Annotated in this window: 16 protein-coding genes and 1 pseudogene; 2 read left to right on the forward strand and 15 right to left on the reverse strand. The window is 73.4% G+C overall.

Going from position 1 to position 16577, the window contains the following annotated elements:
- Positions 1–8: 8 nt before the first annotated feature.
- The 8 genes and pseudogenes from lepB to proS form a co-directional block, all read right to left on the reverse strand.
- Positions 9–880: pseudogene (lepB, locus tag LPU43_RS06685) on the reverse strand (signal peptidase I).
- Between the two features lie 192 nt (positions 881–1072).
- Complete coding sequence (rplS, locus tag LPU43_RS06690) at positions 1073–1429, reverse strand: 50S ribosomal protein L19 (protein WP_229399381.1); 357 nt, start codon at positions 1427–1429, stop codon at positions 1073–1075.
- A gap of 140 nt (positions 1430–1569) precedes the next feature.
- The gene (gene trmD / locus LPU43_RS06695; RefSeq protein ID WP_229399382.1) at positions 1570–2421 is read right to left on the reverse strand and encodes a tRNA (guanosine(37)-N1)-methyltransferase TrmD; all 852 of its coding nucleotides are present in this window, start codon (positions 2419–2421) and stop codon (positions 1570–1572) included.
- 36 nt (positions 2422–2457) lie between these two features.
- Positions 2458–3012: a ribosome maturation factor RimM gene (gene rimM, locus LPU43_RS06700; RefSeq protein ID WP_229399871.1), complete on the reverse strand. Its 555-nt coding sequence runs from the start codon at positions 3010–3012 to the stop codon at positions 2458–2460.
- Between the two features lie 2 nt (positions 3013–3014).
- On the reverse strand, positions 3015–3248 hold the full coding sequence (locus LPU43_RS06705; protein WP_229399383.1) for an RNA-binding protein: 234 nt from the start codon (positions 3246–3248) through the stop codon (positions 3015–3017).
- A gap of 1 nt (position 3249) precedes the next feature.
- Positions 3250–3711 (reverse strand): 30S ribosomal protein S16, encoded by a 462-nt coding sequence (gene rpsP, locus LPU43_RS06710; protein WP_229399384.1) that lies wholly within the window; start codon positions 3709–3711, stop codon positions 3250–3252.
- Positions 3712–3981: 270 nt separating this feature from the next.
- Positions 3982–4629 (reverse strand): ribonuclease FAU-1 family protein, encoded by a 648-nt coding sequence (locus LPU43_RS06715; RefSeq protein WP_229399385.1) that lies wholly within the window; start codon positions 4627–4629, stop codon positions 3982–3984.
- A 75-nt stretch (positions 4630–4704) separates the two neighbouring features.
- Positions 4705–6111 carry a proline--tRNA ligase gene (proS, locus tag LPU43_RS06720; RefSeq protein WP_229399386.1) on the reverse strand — a complete coding sequence of 469 codons (1407 nt, stop codon included), beginning with the start codon at positions 6109–6111 and terminating at the stop codon, positions 4705–4707.
- Between the two features lie 229 nt (positions 6112–6340).
- Here proS and LPU43_RS06725 point away from each other — a divergent pair, with 229 nt between their 5' ends.
- On the forward strand, positions 6341–6934 hold the full coding sequence (locus tag LPU43_RS06725) for a TetR family transcriptional regulator (protein ID WP_229399387.1): 594 nt from the start codon (positions 6341–6343) through the stop codon (positions 6932–6934).
- Positions 6935–7016: 82 nt separating this feature from the next.
- On the opposite strand, the gene LPU43_RS06730 is transcribed toward LPU43_RS06725, so the two are convergent.
- From LPU43_RS06730 to ftsY, 7 genes are all read right to left on the reverse strand, one after another.
- Positions 7017–8096 carry an amidohydrolase family protein gene (locus LPU43_RS06730; protein WP_229399388.1) on the reverse strand — a complete coding sequence of 360 codons (1080 nt, stop codon included), beginning with the start codon at positions 8094–8096 and terminating at the stop codon, positions 7017–7019.
- A gap of 18 nt (positions 8097–8114) precedes the next feature.
- Complete coding sequence (locus LPU43_RS06735) at positions 8115–8693, reverse strand: Uma2 family endonuclease (RefSeq protein WP_229399389.1); 579 nt, start codon at positions 8691–8693, stop codon at positions 8115–8117.
- Between the two features lie 68 nt (positions 8694–8761).
- On the reverse strand, positions 8762–10318 hold the full coding sequence (gene ffh / locus LPU43_RS06740) for a signal recognition particle protein (protein ID WP_229399390.1): 1557 nt from the start codon (positions 10316–10318) through the stop codon (positions 8762–8764).
- 194 nt (positions 10319–10512) lie between these two features.
- Entirely contained in the window at positions 10513–10851 is a 339-nt protein-coding gene (locus tag LPU43_RS06745; RefSeq protein ID WP_229399872.1) for a P-II family nitrogen regulator, read from the reverse strand.
- Between the two features lie 25 nt (positions 10852–10876).
- Entirely contained in the window at positions 10877–12400 is a 1524-nt protein-coding gene (locus LPU43_RS06750; RefSeq protein WP_229399391.1) for an ammonium transporter, read from the reverse strand.
- Positions 12401–12654: 254 nt separating this feature from the next.
- The gene (locus LPU43_RS06755; protein WP_229399392.1) at positions 12655–13518 is read right to left on the reverse strand and encodes a phosphotransferase; all 864 of its coding nucleotides are present in this window, start codon (positions 13516–13518) and stop codon (positions 12655–12657) included.
- Between the two features lie 7 nt (positions 13519–13525).
- Entirely contained in the window at positions 13526–14710 is a 1185-nt protein-coding gene (gene ftsY / locus LPU43_RS06760) for a signal recognition particle-docking protein FtsY (RefSeq protein WP_229399393.1), read from the reverse strand.
- Positions 14711–14857: 147 nt separating this feature from the next.
- Here ftsY and LPU43_RS06765 point away from each other — a divergent pair, with 147 nt between their 5' ends.
- Positions 14858–16576, forward strand: coding sequence for an alkaline phosphatase D family protein (locus tag LPU43_RS06765; protein ID WP_229399394.1), 1719 nt, complete (start codon positions 14858–14860; stop codon positions 16574–16576).
- Position 16577 lies beyond the last annotated feature (1 nt).

The raw sequence follows: 16577 nt of genomic DNA on the forward strand, positions 1-16577 counted from the left end.
GGAGGAGCCTACGTCGCCGGGCCGGGGCCGGCCGTCCGGAACGCGCGAGAACCGACGCGGCGGCCGAGAGCGGGAGCAGCAGCGGCAGACCGCCCGCGCCGGTGGGACGGACCGGGGCCGGTGCCGCGCCGGCCACCGCGCCGGCCCGCTCGACCTCGGCGAAGGTCTCCGGCACCGGCAGGGACGCCCACCGCGCCGAGGGCCACACCACCGCGAAGGCCCGGCCGACCACGTTGTCGATGGGCACCGGCCCCTGGCAGCGGGCGTCCTGGGAGACCCGCCGGTGGTCGCCCATAACGAAGAGCTGGCCCGGCGGGACCACCACCTCCTCGAAGCGCCGCGACCGGCACTCGTCCGCGTTCGGCGGCGGGTCCAGCGGCGAGTTCCGGATCACGTACGGCTCGTCGAGCGGGACGTCGTTGACGGTGACCCGGCCCTGGGCGTCGCAGCACCGCACCCGGTCGCCGGGCACGCCGACGACCCGCTTGATGAAGTCCTTCTCGCCGGGGCGGCTCAGCCCGATCATGTCGCCGACCGTGCGGCCGAACCGCTCCACGAACCCGGGCTCGGGCTCCTGGACGTCGTGCGCCACCCACCGGTCGGTGCCCCGGAAGACCACCACCTCGCCACGGCGCGGGTCCCGTACGTCGTAGACGAGCTTGTTGACCAGCACCCGGTCGCCGATGAGCAGGGTGTCCTCCATCGACCCGGACGGGATGAAGAACGCCTGGAGCAGGAAGGTGCGGATGAGCACCGCCAGGCAGAACGCGACGACCAGCAGCAGGGGCAGCTCCTGCCACAGCGGCATCTGCCGGCGGGCGCGCCGCACCCGCCGGTGCCACGGATCGGCGGCGCCGTCCTCGTCAAGGGTCCGCACCACGTCACTCCCCGGTTCGCAGAAACGCCACTACCGCCCGGGAGCCTCGTCGAGGCCCCGCGGGCGGTAGTGGGACGATCCGTGGTCGCGGCAGCGCCGCGACACATCGACGCCCGCCTGCGCCCGCGCGGCCAGCGTAGCCGGGGTCGGCTCGTCCGGCATCCGCGCGGGTCAGGCGGCGGGGCGGGCGGGAAGTCAGCTCGGCTGCTTCTCGCGGCGCTCCTTGATCTTGGCCTTCTTGCCCCGCAGCTCGCGCAGGTAGTAGAGCTTGGCGCGGCGCACGGCACCACGGGTCACGACCTCGACGCGGTCGATCGCCGGGCTGTTCAGCGGGTAGGTCCGCTCGACACCCACGCCGAAGCTGACCTTGCGGACCGAGAAGGTCTCGCGCAGGCCACCGCCCTGGCGGCGGATGACGACGCCCTGGAAGATCTGGACCCGGGACCGGTTGCCCTCGACGACCCGCGCGTGCACCTTGACGGTGTCACCGGCGCGGAAGTCGGGGAGGTCGACCCGCTTCGACTGGGCGTCAAGGGCGTCCAGGATGTTCATCGCTGCGTCCTCGTGAGGCTCACGGCGCACCGTCACTCGGTGCGCGGATGGGTGATTCTGATCCCCGGGTGGAAGCCGCTCGCGGCCCCGGTCGAGGATCCTCGCATCCGCCGGCGGCGCAGGTGGATGCGGCAACCCCTCTACTTTGCCACACGCCCCGGCGGGGGCGGAAATCCGGTCCCGTCGTCGAGGGTCGGCCGGTCGACGGCCGCCCGCTCCAGGGCCGCCCGGTCGACACCTGCCCGCTCCAGCGCCGCGCGGTCCCGCTTGTCCAGGCTCTCCGGGGCCAGCGCGGCGAGCAGGTCGGGCCGCCGGCCGGCGGTACGCGCCAGCGCCTCGTCGCGCCGCCAGCGGGCGATCCGGCCGTGGTCGCCGGAGCGGAGCACCTCCGGCACCTCGTGCCCCCGCCAGAGGGCCGGCTTGGTGTACATCGGCGCCTCCAGCAGCCCGTGGGCGTGCGACTCCTCGTCGAGCGAGCCGGCGTTGCCGAGCACCCCGGGCAGCAGCCGGGTGACCGCCTCCAGGATCACCAGCACCGCCACCTCGCCGCCGAAGAGCACGTAGTCGCCGAGGGAGACCTCGGTCACCCGCACCCGGGTGGCGGCGTGGTCGAGCACCCGCTGGTCGATGCCCTCGTACCGGCCGCAGGCGAAGAGCAGGTGCGACTCGGCGGCCAGCTCGTACGCCATGGCCTGGGTGAACGGCTCCCCGGCCGGGGAGGGCACCACCAGCCGGGGCAGGGTGACGCCGTCCGGGGCCAGTTCCTCGGGGGCGAGGGCGTCGAGCGCCTCGCCCCACGGCTCGGGCCGCATCACCATGCCGGGGCCGCCGCCGTACGGCGTGTCGTCGACCGTGCGGTGCACGTCGTGGGTCCACGCCCGCAGGTCGTGCACGGCCAGCCGCAGCGTCCCGTTGGCCCGGGCCTTGCCGATCAGCGACAGGTCGAGCGGGGCGAAGTACTCGGGGAAGATCGACACGATGTCGACGCGCATGCGGGGGTGCTCCAGCGGGTCCAGGGCCGGGCGGGCCTACAGGTCGAGCAGGCCGCCGGGCGGGTCGACGACGACGCGACCGTTCGCGAGATCGACCTCGGGGACGATCGCCCGGACGAACGGGATCAGCGCGGTCCGCCCCTCGGGGCGGCGCAGCACCAGCAGGTCCGACGCGGGCGCGTGGTCGATGCGGGCCACCTCGCCGAGGTGCTCGCCGCCCGGGGTGACCACGGCCAGGCCGACGAGCTGGTGGTCGTGGAACTCCTCCGGGTCCTCCGGCGGGGCGACGTCCGCGCTGTCCACCCCGAGCAGGGTGCCGCGCAGCGCCTCGGCGACGTCGCGTTCGAGGACGCCCTCGAACGCGACCAGCATCCGCCCCTGGTGCCAGCGGGCGGACTCCACGGTGAGCTCGGCCGGCACCCGGAACGGCACGCCGGGGCCGGGGGCGGGGTTGGCCGGCGGCGCCGCGCCCGGCTCGGTCACGAGGACCGAGCCGGGCGCGAAGCGCGCCTCGGGCTCGTCGGTGCGCACCTCCACGGTGACCTCACCGCGGATGCCGTGCGGCTTGCCGATCCTGCCGACGATGAGCAGCATCAGTACGAGTCGACGATGTCGACACGAACGCCGCGCCCACCGATGGAGCCGATCACCTGGCGCAGCGCCTTGGCGGTCCGGCCGGACCGTCCGATCACCGTGCCGAGGTCCTCCGGGTGCACGCGGACTTCCAGCCGCTTGCCCCGACGGTTGTCGACCATGCGGACCCGGACGTCGTCCGGGTGGTCGACGATGCCCTTGACCAGGTGCTCAAGCGCCGGACGCAGTTCCATGTCAGGCCTGCTCGCCGGTGTTCGCGGCGGCGGGCTGCTCCTCGGCCTTCGGCGCCTCCTCGGCAGCCGGGGCCTCGGCCTTGGCGGCCTTCTTGGCCGGCTTCGCCGGGGTGTCGGCCAGGCCGGCGGCGGCCTTCGCCTCGGCCTCGTACGCCGCCTTGCGGTCGGCCCGCTCGGCGGCGACCTTCAGCGGCGGCGGGGCCGGCAGGCCCTTGAACTTCTGCCAGTCACCGGTCAGCTCCAGCAGGCGCTGCACGGCCTCGCTCGGCTGGGCGCCGACCGACAGCCAGTACTGGACCCGCTCCGACTTGACCTCGATCACCGAAGGGTCTTCCTTCGGCTGGTAGATCCCGACGAACTCGATCGCCCGGCCGTCGCGCTTGGTGCGCGAGTCGGCGACGACGATGCGGTACTGCGGGTTGCGGATCTTGCCCATCCGCAGGAGCCGGATCTTTACGGCCACAGTTGTTTCGCTCCTGTTGCGATTTCACCGGCCCGGTACGGGCGGTGCACGGGTGAGCGCCGACCGGCACAGTGGGGTTTGGGCCGGAGGTTGCTCGGTGGACTGGCTACGCGCCCGGGGTAGAGGGCGCCGGACGCGTGCCGGATACCAGCGAACCATTCTGCCAGACGACGCCCGGATTCCTCACGGCGGACCCGGGCGGGCCGCCGACGGCGACGCCCGAGTGACGGACGACACGCCCCCGCGGGCCGGCGGGCGGTCCCGGGCGGCTCAGCGGACCGGCGGGCGGTCCCAGCCGGGCGGCAGCTCGTCCGGCAGCTCCCAGTCGGCCGGCGGGGCGAAGTCGCACCAGGTGCCGTCGAAGGGGAACTCGCCGGCCTCGGCGAGCCGGATCACCCGCTCCCCCTCGGCGCGGACCGCCTTCTCGTCGGTCACCCAGTAGTGCTCGGGGAACGCGAGGCGCTCCACGAACTCGTCCTCGTCCTTCCACTCCCAGCCCAGGTCGGGCCTGACCACCACGTCGAGGTCCTGGTCCACCATGTCGACCCCGGCGAGCGCGCCGTCGTCCCACCGGACGCCGGGCTCCTCCAGGTTGACGTACCAGTTGGTGAACCGGCCCTGGTCGTCGCGGAACCACCAGACGGAGTGGGCGGCCCCGGCGGGCAGGAACTTCAGCACGGGGGGCCCGTCCCAGTGGCCGCGCTTCAGTCGGTAGGACGGGGTGATCCACTCGGTGAAGGGCACCGCCCGCATGGTCAGCCCGGCCGCGTTCACCTCGTGCGCCACCGGCGCGCCCCGGGGGACCCAGAGCAGCAGCCCCCGCTCGTCGTCGAGGACCACGCGGGCCGTCCGGGCCCACCCGATCCGGCCGTGCCGCACGTTGCGGTGCATGATCAGCCGACCCGGTTCGAAGTGCACGCCACCACCTTCAGGGCTGTTGACAGGGGGCCCCTGCTCTACCGAAAACGTTAGTAAGGGGCCCTTCCTTACACCTCAGTAGGCGCGGGCCAGGACGGCGACCAGGTCCGGCTCGTCCTCCGAGTCCGGCACCGAGCCGTCGGCGCGCAGCAGGCACCGGACCGTGACGCCCTGGCCGTTGGCCTCGGCCTCGCCGGCCGCGCCGACCGCCGACCACGGCACCCGGGCCCAGCCGGTGGCCGCCGCCTCGATCGCCTCGGCGAGCGTGGCGACCTCGACGGTGCGGGACTCGCGGTGGGCGAGGGCCTGGTCGTGCAGCGCCTTCTGGTCGGCCTCCAGGGCGGCCAGCACCGCGCCGACCACGTCGGCCACCGGCGTCGGGGACTTCGAGCCGTCCGTACGCCGGACCACGACCGCGTTGCCGGCGGCCAGGTCGCGGGGGCCGACCTCGACGCGTACCGGATAGCCGCGCAGCTCGGCGTCGACGGCCCGGCGGCCGAACGGGGTGTCCGTACGGTCGTCGAGCGCAACCCGGACCCCGGCCTCGCGCAGGCCGTCGCAGAGCTTGGCCGCCGCCTCGCCGACGCCCTCGCCGGCCTTGACCACCATCACGTACGCCTGCACGGGCGCCAGCCTCGGCGGCACCCGCAGGCCGTTGTCGTCGCCGTGGGCCATGATCAGGCCGCCGAGCATCCGGGTCGAGGTGCCCCAGGACGTCGTCCACGCGTGCTCCCGGCCGCCCTCGGCCGAGGAGTAGCTGATGTCGAACGCCTTGGCGAAGTTCTGTCCCAGCTCGTGGCTGGTGCCGAGCTGGAGGGCCTTGCCGTCGCCCATCATGCCCTCGCACGTGTACGTGGCGGTGGCCCCGGCGAAGCGCTCCCGGGCGGTCTTGAGGCCCACCACCACCGGGATGGCGAGCACGTTGGCCATCAGGTCCTCGTACGCCTCGTGCAGGATGCGGCGCGCGTAGGCGCGGGCGTCGTCACGCGTGGCGTGGGCGGTGTGCCCCTCCTGCCAGAGGAACTCGCTGGTGCGCAGGAAGACCCGGGGGCGCAGCTCCCAGCGCACCACGTTCGCCCACTGGTTGAGCAGCAGCGGCAGGTCCCGGTACGAGTCGATCCACTTGGCCATGAACTCGCCGATCACCGTCTCGCTGGTGGGGCGCACCACCACCGGCTCGGCGAGCTGCTTGCCGCCGCCGTGGGTGACCACCGCCAGCTCGGGCGAGAAGCCCTCGACGTGCTCGGCCTCGCGCTTGAGGTAGCTCTCCGGGATGAACAGCGGGAAGTACGCGTTCTCCGCGCCCGCCGCCTTGATCCGGGCGTCCATCTCGGCCTGCATCCGCTCCCAGATGGCGTAGCCGGCCGGTCGGATGACCATGGTCCCCCGGACCGGGCCGTTGTCGGCCAGCTTCGCCTTGGCGATCAGGTCCTGGTACCAGCGGGGAAAGTCCTCCGCCCGGGGAGTGAGCACGCGTGCCATGACCGCACATCCTATGCGCCCGACGCCGGGACGCCGTCATCGGGCGCGGCGGAACGCCGTCATCGGACGCGGCGGGGCACCGCCCCGGGGCGCGCGACGGGTCACCGCCGGGCCCGTGGCGGGTCACCGCCGGGCCCGTGGCGGGTCACCGCCGGGCCCCGTGACGGGTCACCGCCGCGGGATGCGGCAGGCGGCCGTCGTCGGATGTCGGCCGTAGACTTCGGCCACGATGGGTGAGTTCAGGGACGCCGCCCGGCAGCGACTGCGGGACGGCATCGTCGACGCCGCGCGGGCGCAGGCGATCGCCGCCGGCTGGGACTGCGTGCGGATGGGCGAGGTGGCCGCCGCGTCCGGGGTGAGCCGGCAGACGGTCTACAACGAGTTCGGCACGAAGGCGGGGCTGGCCGAGGCGCTGGCCCGGCGCGAGGTGGACCGGTTCGTCGGCGACGTGCGGACGCGCCTGGCGGAGCACGGCGGCGACGTGCGGGCCGGCGCGTACGCGGCGATCGCGCACACCCTCACCACGGCGGCGGACAATCCGCTGCTCAAGGCGATCCTGACCAGCGCCCGGGGCGGCTCGGACGAGCTGCTCCCCTACCTGACGACGCGCTCGGAGCTGGTGCTGGGCGAGGCGACCGGCGCGCTGCGCGAGTGGGCACGGGTCCACCTGCCGGCGGCGGACCCGACCGGGCTGGCGTTCGCCGCCGACACCATCGTCCGGCTGGTGGTGAGCCACATCGTGCTTCCGCAGGCCCCGCCCGAGCAGACCGCCCGCGCCCTCGCCGACCTCGCCCTGCACCTCTTCCTGCACCCCGTCGCCTGACGCGCCTGTTCCTGCACTCCGGTGGCTGACGCGCCCCTTTCCTGCACCGTCGCGTGACACGCGGGGCCCGGCGGGCGGTGCGTCAGCGCAGCACGCGACCGCGCAGGACGATGCGGGACGGGGTGCGCACCACGGACAGGTCGCGCCGGGGGTCGACCGGGTAGACCGTGAGGTCCGCGAGGCCGCCCTCGACCAGGCCGGGGAAGCCGAGCCACTCCCGGGCCCGCCAGGAGGCCGCGGCGAGGACGTCCACGGCCGACATGCCGGCCTGCTCGTGCAGCAGCAGCATCTCCTCGGCGGCCAGCCCGTGGTCGATGCCGCCGCCCGCGTCCGTGCCGACGTAGATGGGCACCCCCGCCTCGTACGCCGAGCGCACCACCTCGGGGAAGCGGTCCCGCAGAGCGATCATGTGGTCGGCGTACCCGGGGAACTTCGCGCGGGCCTGGTCGGCGATCCCGCCGAACGTCCGAATATTGATCATCGTGGGCACCAGGGCGGTGCCCTGCCGGGCCATCAGGTCGATCAGGTCGAGGCTGAGCCCGGTGCCGTGCTCGACCGAGTCCACCCCGGCCCGCACCATGATCTCGACGCCCGCCTCGGAGAACGTGTGCACGGCCGCCCGCGCCCCGGCGGCGTGCGCGGCGGCCACGGCGGCGGCCATCGTGTCGGCGTCCCAGGCGGGGGCGAGGTCGCCGACGCCCCGGTCGATCCAGTCGCCAACCAGCTTCACCCAGCCGTTGCCGGCGGCGGCCTGGGCGGCGACGGTGGCCGTCACCTCGGCCGCGTCGACCTCCACCCCGATGTCGCGCAGGTACCGCCTCGGCGGCGCGACGTGCCGCCCCGCGCGGGCCAGTCGCGGCAGTTCCGGCTCGTCGTCCAACTCCGGGTACGGGTACGGCGAGCCGGCGTCGCGGATGGCGAGCACCCCGGCGTCCCGGTCGACGCGGGCCAGCTCGCGGGCCTGGTCCAGGGAGGTGATCGGCGCGCCGCCCCGCGCGATGCCGATGTGGCAGTGGGAGTCCGTCAGGCCGGGGAGGACGAAGCCCCCGTCGACCACGGTCTCCGCCCCGGGCACCGGGTCGAAGGTGACCCGGTCGCCGACCAGCCAGAGATCCCGGACCTCGTCGTCGGGCAGGAGCACGCCGCGCACATGCAGAGCCATGCGCACAGTCCTACCCGATCACTCCTTCGTCCGCGCAAGGACCTCCTGGCGACGCCTCGTCCACGCCGGCAGGTCGAGGGTCACCTTCCAGGGCCGGTCGAGCGTGACCAGACCGTCGGTCTCCACGCTGGGGTCGTAGCCACCCTTGGGACTCAGCAGAAGCTCGGTGAGGGTGACCTTCTCACGCAGCGGGTCGATGACCCAGTAGGCGTTCACTCCCGCGTTGGCGTAGAGCCGCACCTTCTCGTGCCGGTCGCGGATGGTGGAGTCCGGAGAGATCACCTCGACGGCGAGCAGGGCGTCGTGGACGGGCACGGGCGACCGGTTGGCCTGCTCGACACGGATGACGACCACGTCCGGGCGGGGCTCGTTGCGACGGTCGATCGACAGTGACTGGTCCATGCTGACGAAGTAGTCATCCGGGCAGTGCAGCTCGAGGGCGAACATCACCCGACCGCAGATGAACTGATGGAGTGGCGTCGGTGACGGCACGATCAACCTTCCGTTGATCAGTTCGTACGGAAGGTCCTTCGGCAGGTCGCCGAGGTCGTCGACCGTCCACTCATGCCGTTCGGGCAGGCTCGGCGCTGCGGTCATGGCATCTCCTTCCGGGGGGCGACATCACCGTAGGACACGAATTCGTCGCCCACCGTCACCGACACGCGTCAGCGGGGGTGGTTGTCCCCCTTGCCGAGCTTGTTGAAGTCGATCTTCGGCAGCTTGAAGCCCGGGGGCAGGCCCTGACCGGCGGCCAGGTCGTTCGGGTCCAGGCCCGGCGGGAGCTGCGGCATGCCGCCGGGGAAGCCGCCCGGCATCCCCGCGCCCGCCCCGGCGCGCGGCCGGTTGCCGCCCTTGGTGCCCTTGCGCTTGTTCTTCGGCGACTTGGTCGCCTTGCGCCGGCCGCCACCGGGCAGGCCCATCATGCCGCCCATCTGCTTCATCATCTTCTGCGCGTCGGCGAAGCGGTTGAGCAGTTGGTTGACGTCCATCACCGTGACGCCCGACCCGTTGGCGATGCGGGCCCGGCGGGAGCCGTTGATGATCTTCGGGTTGGTGCGCTCGGCCGGGGTCATCGACCGGATGATCGCGGTGACCCGGTCGAAGTGCTTGTCGTCCAGCTCGGCGAGCTGGTCCTTCATCTGCCCCATGCCCGGCATCATGGCCAGCACGTTGGCGATCGGGCCCATCCGCCGGACCGCGATGAGCTGGTCGAGGAAGTCCTCCAGGGTGAACTGCTGACCGCCCATCAGCTTGGCGGTCATCTTCTCCTTCTGATCGGTGTCGAAGGCCGCCTCGGCCTGCTCGATCAGAGTGAGGACGTCGCCCATGCCGAGGATCCGGCTGGCCATCCGGTCGGGGTGGAAGACGTCGAAGTCCTCCAGCTTCTCGCCGGTGGAGGCGAACAGGATCGGCTGCCCGGTGACCTCGCGGACCGACAGCGCGGCACCGCCCCGGGCGTCGCCGTCGAGCTTGGAGAGGACCACGCCGGTGATGCCGACCCCGTCGCGGAACGCCTCGGCGGTGCGCACGGCGTCCTGACCGACCATCGCGTCGATGACGAAGATGACCTCGTCGGGGTTCACCGCGTCGCGGATGTTCGCGGCCTGCTGCATCATCTCGGCGTCGATGCCGAGGCGGCCGGCCGTGTCGACGATGACGATGTCCCGGGCGGCCCGCTTGGCGTGCTCGATCGAGGCCCGCGCCACCTGGACGGGGTCGCCGGTGCCGTTGCCGGGCTCCGGGGCGTACACCTCGACGCCCGCGCGACCGCCGAGCACCTGGAGCTGCCCGACGGCGTTGGGACGCTGGAGGTCGGCGGCGACCAGCAGCGGCTGGTGGCCCTGGGCCTTGAGCCAGCGGGCCAGCTTGCCGGCCAGGGTCGTCTTGCCGGAGCCCTGGAGGCCGGCCAGCATGATCACCGTCGGCGGCTGCTTGGCGAACTGGAGTCGCCGACTTTCCCCGCCGAGGACGTTGACCAGCTCCTCGTTGACGATCTTGACGATCTGCTGGGCCGGGTTCAGCGCCTGGGAGACCTCCGCGCCGCGCGCCCGCTCCTTGACGTTGGCGATGAAGCCCTTGACCACCGGCAGGGCGACATCGGCCTCCAGCAGCGCCAGGCGGATCTCGCGCGCGGTGGCGTCGATGTCGGCGTCGGTGAGCCGCCCCTTGCCGCGGAGCTTGGTGAAGATCCCGGAGAGGCGGTCACTCAAGGTGTCAAACACGCGAACATCCCGTTTGTCAGTGTTCCGGCGGGCACAACGCGGCCGGGCGCACGGGTCCGGCCACCGCTAGGGTAGCCCGCCACCCGCGCCCGCGCTCCGGCCCTGTCTCGCTCCGGCCCGCCGGGCCACCCTGTTGGCAGGGGGCCCTTCCTATGCAGAAAGCGTTAACAGGGTGCCCTTCCTTACCCGGCGGCCTAGAGGGCGTCCAGGCCGCGCTCGCCGGTGCGGACCCGGACGACGGCCTCGACGCCCGTCACCCACACCTTGCCGTCGCCGATCCTGCCGGTCCGGGCAGCGCCCACGATCGCGTCGACGACCTTCTCGACGTCGGCCTCGTCGGTGACCACCTCGACCCGGATCTTCGGCAGGAACTCGACGGTGTACTCGGCACCCCGGTACACCTCGGTGTGCCCCTTCTGCCGGCCGTAACCCTGGACCTCGCTGACGGTCAGCCCGGCCACGCCGAGGGCGTGCAGGGCCTCCTTCACCGCGTCCAACTGGTTCGGCTTGATGACCGCGGTCACCAGCTTCATGTCCAACCCCTCCATCCCAGGAACGTTAACCGGCAACCTTCGTACCCACCGACCGGGCGCGCTCCCCGGAGGCCGGCACGGCCCGCTCCCCCGAAGCCGGCTCGGCGCGCTCCCCCGAGACCGGCGCGGCCGGCTCCCCCGAGACGGGCGCAGCGCGCTCCTCGGAAGCCGGCGCGGCCCGCTCCCCCGAGGCCGGCCCGGCGCCGGCGGCGTCGCCCGGCGTCCCGATGCCGGCGAGCGCGAACGCGCCGCCACCGCCCGCCGGGGAGAGGTCGTAGGCGCTCTCGGCGTGCTCGGCGATGTCGATGCCCCCGGCCTCGGCCTCGGGCTTGAGGCGGAAGCCGATCGTCTTCTCGATCGCGACGGCGAGCAGCCAGGCCACCGCGAACGACCAGGCGGTCACGATCAGGCCGGCGAGGGCCTGGCGGCCGAGCTGGGTCAGGCCACCGCCGTAGAACAGGCCGTCGGAGGCGCCCACCACGTCGCCGATCGCCCCGTTGACCGAGTTGGTGGCGAACAGGCCGAGCCAGAGCGAGCCGATCCAGCCGCCGACGAAGTGCACGCCGACCACGTCGAGCGAGTCGTCGTAGCCGAGCCGGTACTTCAGGCCGACCGCGAGGGCGCAGACCGCGCCGGCGACGACGCCGAGCAGGACCGCCGCCCACGGGGCCACGAAGCCGCAGGCCGGGGTGATGGCGACCAGGCCGGCGACCGCGCCCGAGGACGCGCCGACCAGGGTCGGCCGGCCGTCCTTGACCCACTCCACCGCGAGCCAGCCGAGCACCGCCGCGGCGGTGGCGAGCTGGGTGTTGACGAAGGCCAGGCCGGCGACCGCGTCGACGGTCAGCTCGGAGCCGGCGTTGAAGCCGAACCAGCCGAACCAGAGCAGGCCCGCGCCGAGCGCGACCAGCGGGACGTTGTGCGGCTTCATGCCCTCGCGGGGCCAGCCGAGCCGCCGGCCGAGCACCAGCGCCACGGCGAGGGCCGCCGCGCCGGCGTTGACGTGCACGGCGGTGCCGCCGGCGAAGTCCAGCGCGTGGAGGTCGCCGCCGATGATGCCGCCGCCCCACACCCAGTGGGCGACCGGGAAGTAGACCAGCGTGGCCCACCCGAAGGCGAACAGCAGCCAGCCGCCGAAGCGGGCCCGGTCGGAGATCGCGCCGCTGATCAGCGCGACGGTGATCACGGCGAAGACCATCTGGAACGCCATGAACACGTAGAGCGGGACCCCGATGCCGCTGGGGTCTTCGGCGGTGGCGCCCCACAGGTCGGTCTCGGCCAGGAAGGTCCCGGTGCCGAGGTACGCCCCCGGGTCGCCCCAGAGCCCGTTCACGTCGGCCCCGAAGGCGACGCTGAAGCCGTAGAACCACCACAGGACGGAGATGAGCCCGATGGCGGAGAAGCTCATCATCATCATGTTGAGCACGCCCCTGGCCCGGTTGAGCCCGCCGTAGAAGAGCGCGAGTCCGGGTGTCATGAGCAGCACGAGCGCGGTCGACACGAGCAGCCAGACGGTGTTGGCGCCGTCGATCGTCGGTGCTTCGGGCACGCTGGCCTCCTAAAGGTGAGGTTCCCTCCTTCGCGGCCTCCGGGCAGCGCCGCCCGTACGCCGGTTGCGCCGAAGCCTGCTCGCCCCTCGTTTCCCCGACGGTCACGCGGCATTTCCGCGCGGTGACGTCCTGTTTCGTACGCGTGAAGAAACCCCCACCTGCCCCCTGATGCATGGAAAGAGTGGCCATCCCGGGCGGGAATGACCACTCTTTCCGCACATCTGCGCACTTTGAAGGCGCGGGGTGGAGCGGGTCAGCGGAGGGCGTGTTCCAGGGTGTGGCGCTCGTAGTCCAGGAGGCGCAGGTCGCGCATGGGGCGGCGCAGGTGGCCCTTGTGCACGATGCGGACGAACGCCGGCTCGCCCGCGGCGGCCATCCGGCGGATGCCCTCCACGTGGTCGACGATCCGCTTGCGGATGGTGCGGACCAGCCGGTGCCGGTCCCGGGGGATCAGCCCGTACGCGTCGGCGAACAGCCGCAGCCGGCGCGGGCGGTCGGGGTGCTTCCAGCCGAGGGTGATCGAGTCCCGGTCGGCGAAGATCGGCACCCAGGTCCACGCCGCGTACGCCACGTCGTAGATGCGTGCCCCGGGCGAGGCGAGGTCGAAGTCGATCAGCCCGAGCGTGCCGTCCGGCCGCCAGATGACGTTGTGCGGGGCGGCGTCGTGGTGGCAGATCACCTCGGTGTCCGGCGGCGGCGGGCCGAACGAGCGCCACACGGCCCCGGGCGGCGGGGCGAAGCCGTACTGGGCGTCGTGGAACATGCGCAGCATGGTGGCCACGGTCACCAGCGCCTCGTCGGTGACCCAGTGCGGGGCCAGCGGGTACTCCCCGCACTCCCCCTCCAGGTACGACAGCACCTCCCGGTTGCGCTCGTCCATGCCGAGCGCCCGGGGCGCGCCGGTGAACCCCACGTACTCCAGATGACGCAGCAGGGCGTGCACGGACGGCGTCCACGGGCCGGCGTTGCGCCGGACGGTGTCGCCGACGCGGACCACGGTGCTCACGTTCCCGCCGTGCAGCGGGATCTCCTGCGAAGTCACGTACGGTCTCCCGAGGCCCGGCGCCGGGTGGCGGCCCTCGCGCCACCCGGCGTGCGCGCGATCGTCACTGGTCACTGCGAGGTTACGCGTCCCGGGCGAGCGGCTCGGTGCCGAGCAGCGCGTCGACGAACTGCGCCGGGTCGAACGGGGCCAGGTCGTCCTTGCCCTCGCCGAGGCCGACGAGCTTGACGGGGATGCCGAGCTTGCGCTGCACGGCGATCACGATGCCGCCCTTGGCGGTGCCGTCGAGCTTGGTCAGCACCACGCCCGTGACGTTGACCGCCTCGGTGAAGACTCGGGCCTGTTCCAGGCCGTTCTGGCCGGTGGTGGCGTCGAGGATCAGCAGGGTCTCGTCGATGGGGCCGTGCTTCTCCACCACCCGCTTGACCTTGCCCAGCTCGTCCATCAGGCCGATCTTGTTCTGGAGCCGGCCGGCGGTGTCGATCAGCACGGTGTCCACGCCGGTGTCGATGCCGCGCTTGACCGCGTCGAACGCCACGCTGGCCGGGTCGGCGGCCTCCGGGCCCCGGACGGTCTCCGCGCCGACCCGGCCGCCCCAGGTCTCCAACTGGTCGGCGGCGGCGGCGCGGAACGTGTCGGCCGCGCCGAGCAGCACGGTGCGGCCGTCGGCGACGAGCACCCGGGCGATCTTGCCGCAGGTGGTGGTCTTGCCGGCGCCGTTGACGCCGACGACCAGCACCACCGCCGGCACGCCTTCCTTGGGGGCCGTGCGCAGCGAGCGGTCCAGGGTGGGGTCGAGGGCGTGAACCAGCTCGGCGGCGAGCAGGGTGCGCAGGTCGGTGGCGGAGCGGGTGCCGAGCACCCGGGTCCGCTCCCGCAGCCGGTCGACGATGTCGCGGGTGGCGTCGATGCCGACGTCGGCGGTGATCAGGCTGTCCTCGATCTCCTCCCAGGCGTCCTCGTCGAGGTGGTCGCGGGAGAGGAGGCCGAGCAGGCCCTTGCCGAAGACGTTCTGGGAGCGGGACAGCCGGGAGCGCAGCCGGACCAGCCGGCCGGCGGTGGGCTCGGGCACCTCGACCGGAGGGGCCTCCACCACGGGCGGGGGCTCGACCAGGATGCCGGTGGAGAGCTCGGACTCGGGGGCCTCGACGGGCGGCCCGGCGAGGTCCTCCTCGGCCCGGGTGTCCACCTCCGTCTGCGGCAGCGGCGGCTCGGGCCGCCGGCGCAGCCGCGGCACCACCAGCCCGAGGCCGCCGAGGATCAGCACGCCGAGCAGGGCGAGCGCGATGAGGAGGTATTCCGTCATGCCGAAATCCTGTCAGATGACGGCGACGGCGTCCCAGCCACCGCACCCGGCCGGCGGCCGAGCTGCGGGTACGCTCCGCCTGCCGCTGGGTGGCGGGGCCACCGACCGGGTAGAAATGACGAGTTCTTCTCACCCTGGAGGTTCCGCATGGCGGATGCACGCCTGCTCATCGGCCCGCTGCTGCGCCGGGTCGTCGGCACGCGGGCCACGGTCTGGGTGGAGACCAGCGTGCCCGCGACGGTCCGGGTCCGCACGGCCGACGGCGCCGAGGGGGTGGCGCAGACCTTCTCCGCGTACGGCCATCACTACGCGCTCGTCGTGGTGGAGGGGCTCGCCCCGGACAGCGCGACGACGTACGAGGTGCTGGTCGACGACGAGGTGGAGTGGCCGCTGCCCGGGGGCGGGTTCCCGCCCAGCGTGATCCGCACCCGGGCCGCCGACGACGCCGACCAGCCGGTGCGCCTGGTCTTCGGCTCCTGCCGGGAGACCACCCAGCACGCCACCGCGCGCAAGCTGCCCCCGGACGCCCTCGACGCGTACGCCCGGCGGTTGATCTCCGAGCCGGAGCGCGACGCCGCCCTGCCGGACCTGCTCGTGCTCCTCGGCGACCAGGTCTACGCCGACGAGACCTCCCCCACCGTGCGGCGGATGCTCAAGCGGCGTCGGCGGCGGCCCCAGGGCGCCCCGGCGACCCAGGTGGTGAGCTTCGACGAGTACACGAAGCTCTACCTGGAGTCGTGGCGGGACCCGGAGATCCGCTGGCTCTTCTCCACCGTGCCCAGCGTGATGATCTTCGACGACCACGAGGTGATCGACGACTGGAACACCTCCGCGTCGTGGCGCGCGGACATGCGCGCCGAGCCCTGGTGGGCCGAGCGGATCGGCAGCGGGCTCGCCTCGTACTGGGTCTACCAGCACCTGGGCAACCTCGCGCCGGAGGAGATCGCCGCCGACCCGGTCTACGCGAAGGTCACCGCCGCCGGGGCGGACGCCACCGAGGTGCTGCGCGAGTTCGGCGCGCGGGTGGACCGGGAGGCCGACGAGGCGCACGACACCGAGCGCTGGCGCGCGGTGCAGTACCAGTGGAGCTACGCCCTGGACCTGGGGCGCACCCGGCTGGTCATGCTCGACAACCGGTGCAGCCGGGTGCTGGAGCCGGGCAACCGGGCGATGCTGCCGCCCGGCGAGTGGTCCTGGTTCCTCGACCGGGCCCACGGCGTCTACGACCACCTGGTGGTCGGCTCCTCGCTGCCCTGGCTGCTGCCGCCGGGCATCCACCACGTGGAGGCGTGGAACGAGCGGCTCGCCGACTCCCGGCACCGCTGGGTGGCGGTGCTGTCCGAGCGGGTTCGCCGGGGGCTCGACCTGGAGCACTGGGCCGCCTTCCGCCGCTCCTTCGACGCCCTCGGCGCGCTCTTCGCGCGGCTCGGCAGCGGCCCGGCCGGCAGCACCGGGGACCGGGTCGGCGCGGGGCCGGCGTACCCGCCGCCGGCGTCGATCAGCGTGCTCTCCGGTGACGTGCACCACTCGTACGTCGCCCGGGCCCGGTTCGACGACCCGGCGGTGCACACCCCGGTGCACCAGCTCACCTGCTCGCCCGTCCACAACCAGGTGCCGGCCGGGCTGCGTCCGCTGATGAAGCTCGGCTGGTCGGCGGGGCCCGCCGGGGCGACCCGGGCGCTGGCCCGCTCGGCCGGGGTGCGCCGCTCGCCGGTGCGGTGGCGCAAGCTCGCCGGCCCGTACTTCGGCAACGCGGTGGCCACCCTCACCCACCGGGGCCGGACGGCGGAGGTGACGATCGAGGGCACCACCAGCGACGGAGGCCTGCGGCCGGTGGCGCACCAGCGGCTCGCCTCCGAGGGCTGAG

It is taken from the genome of Micromonospora okii (genome assembly GCF_020884795.1).
In the GTDB taxonomy this organism is placed as follows: Bacteria; Actinomycetota; Actinomycetes; order Mycobacteriales; family Micromonosporaceae; genus Micromonospora; species Micromonospora okii.

Coding starts and splice junctions, on each gene's coding strand:
- rplS (WP_229399381.1), bottom strand. CDS start 1,429: ATGAACATCCTGGACGCCCTTGACGCCCAGTCGAAGCGGGTCGACCTC.
- trmD (WP_229399382.1), bottom strand. CDS start 2,421: ATGCGCGTCGACATCGTGTCGATCTTCCCCGAGTACTTCGCCCCGCTC.
- LPU43_RS06705 (WP_229399383.1), bottom strand. CDS start 3,248: ATGGAACTGCGTCCGGCGCTTGAGCACCTGGTCAAGGGCATCGTCGAC.
- proS (WP_229399386.1), bottom strand. CDS start 6,111: ATGGCACGCGTGCTCACTCCCCGGGCGGAGGACTTTCCCCGCTGGTAC.
- LPU43_RS06725 (WP_229399387.1), top strand. CDS start 6,341: ATGGGTGAGTTCAGGGACGCCGCCCGGCAGCGACTGCGGGACGGCATC.
- LPU43_RS06730 (WP_229399388.1), bottom strand. CDS start 8,096: ATGGCTCTGCATGTGCGCGGCGTGCTCCTGCCCGACGACGAGGTCCGG.
- LPU43_RS06735 (WP_229399389.1), bottom strand. CDS start 8,693: ATGACCGCAGCGCCGAGCCTGCCCGAACGGCATGAGTGGACGGTCGAC.
- LPU43_RS06745 (WP_229399872.1), bottom strand. CDS start 10,851: ATGAAGCTGGTGACCGCGGTCATCAAGCCGAACCAGTTGGACGCGGTG.
- ftsY (WP_229399393.1), bottom strand. CDS start 14,710: ATGACGGAATACCTCCTCATCGCGCTCGCCCTGCTCGGCGTGCTGATC.
- LPU43_RS06765 (WP_229399394.1), top strand. CDS start 14,858: ATGGCGGATGCACGCCTGCTCATCGGCCCGCTGCTGCGCCGGGTCGTC.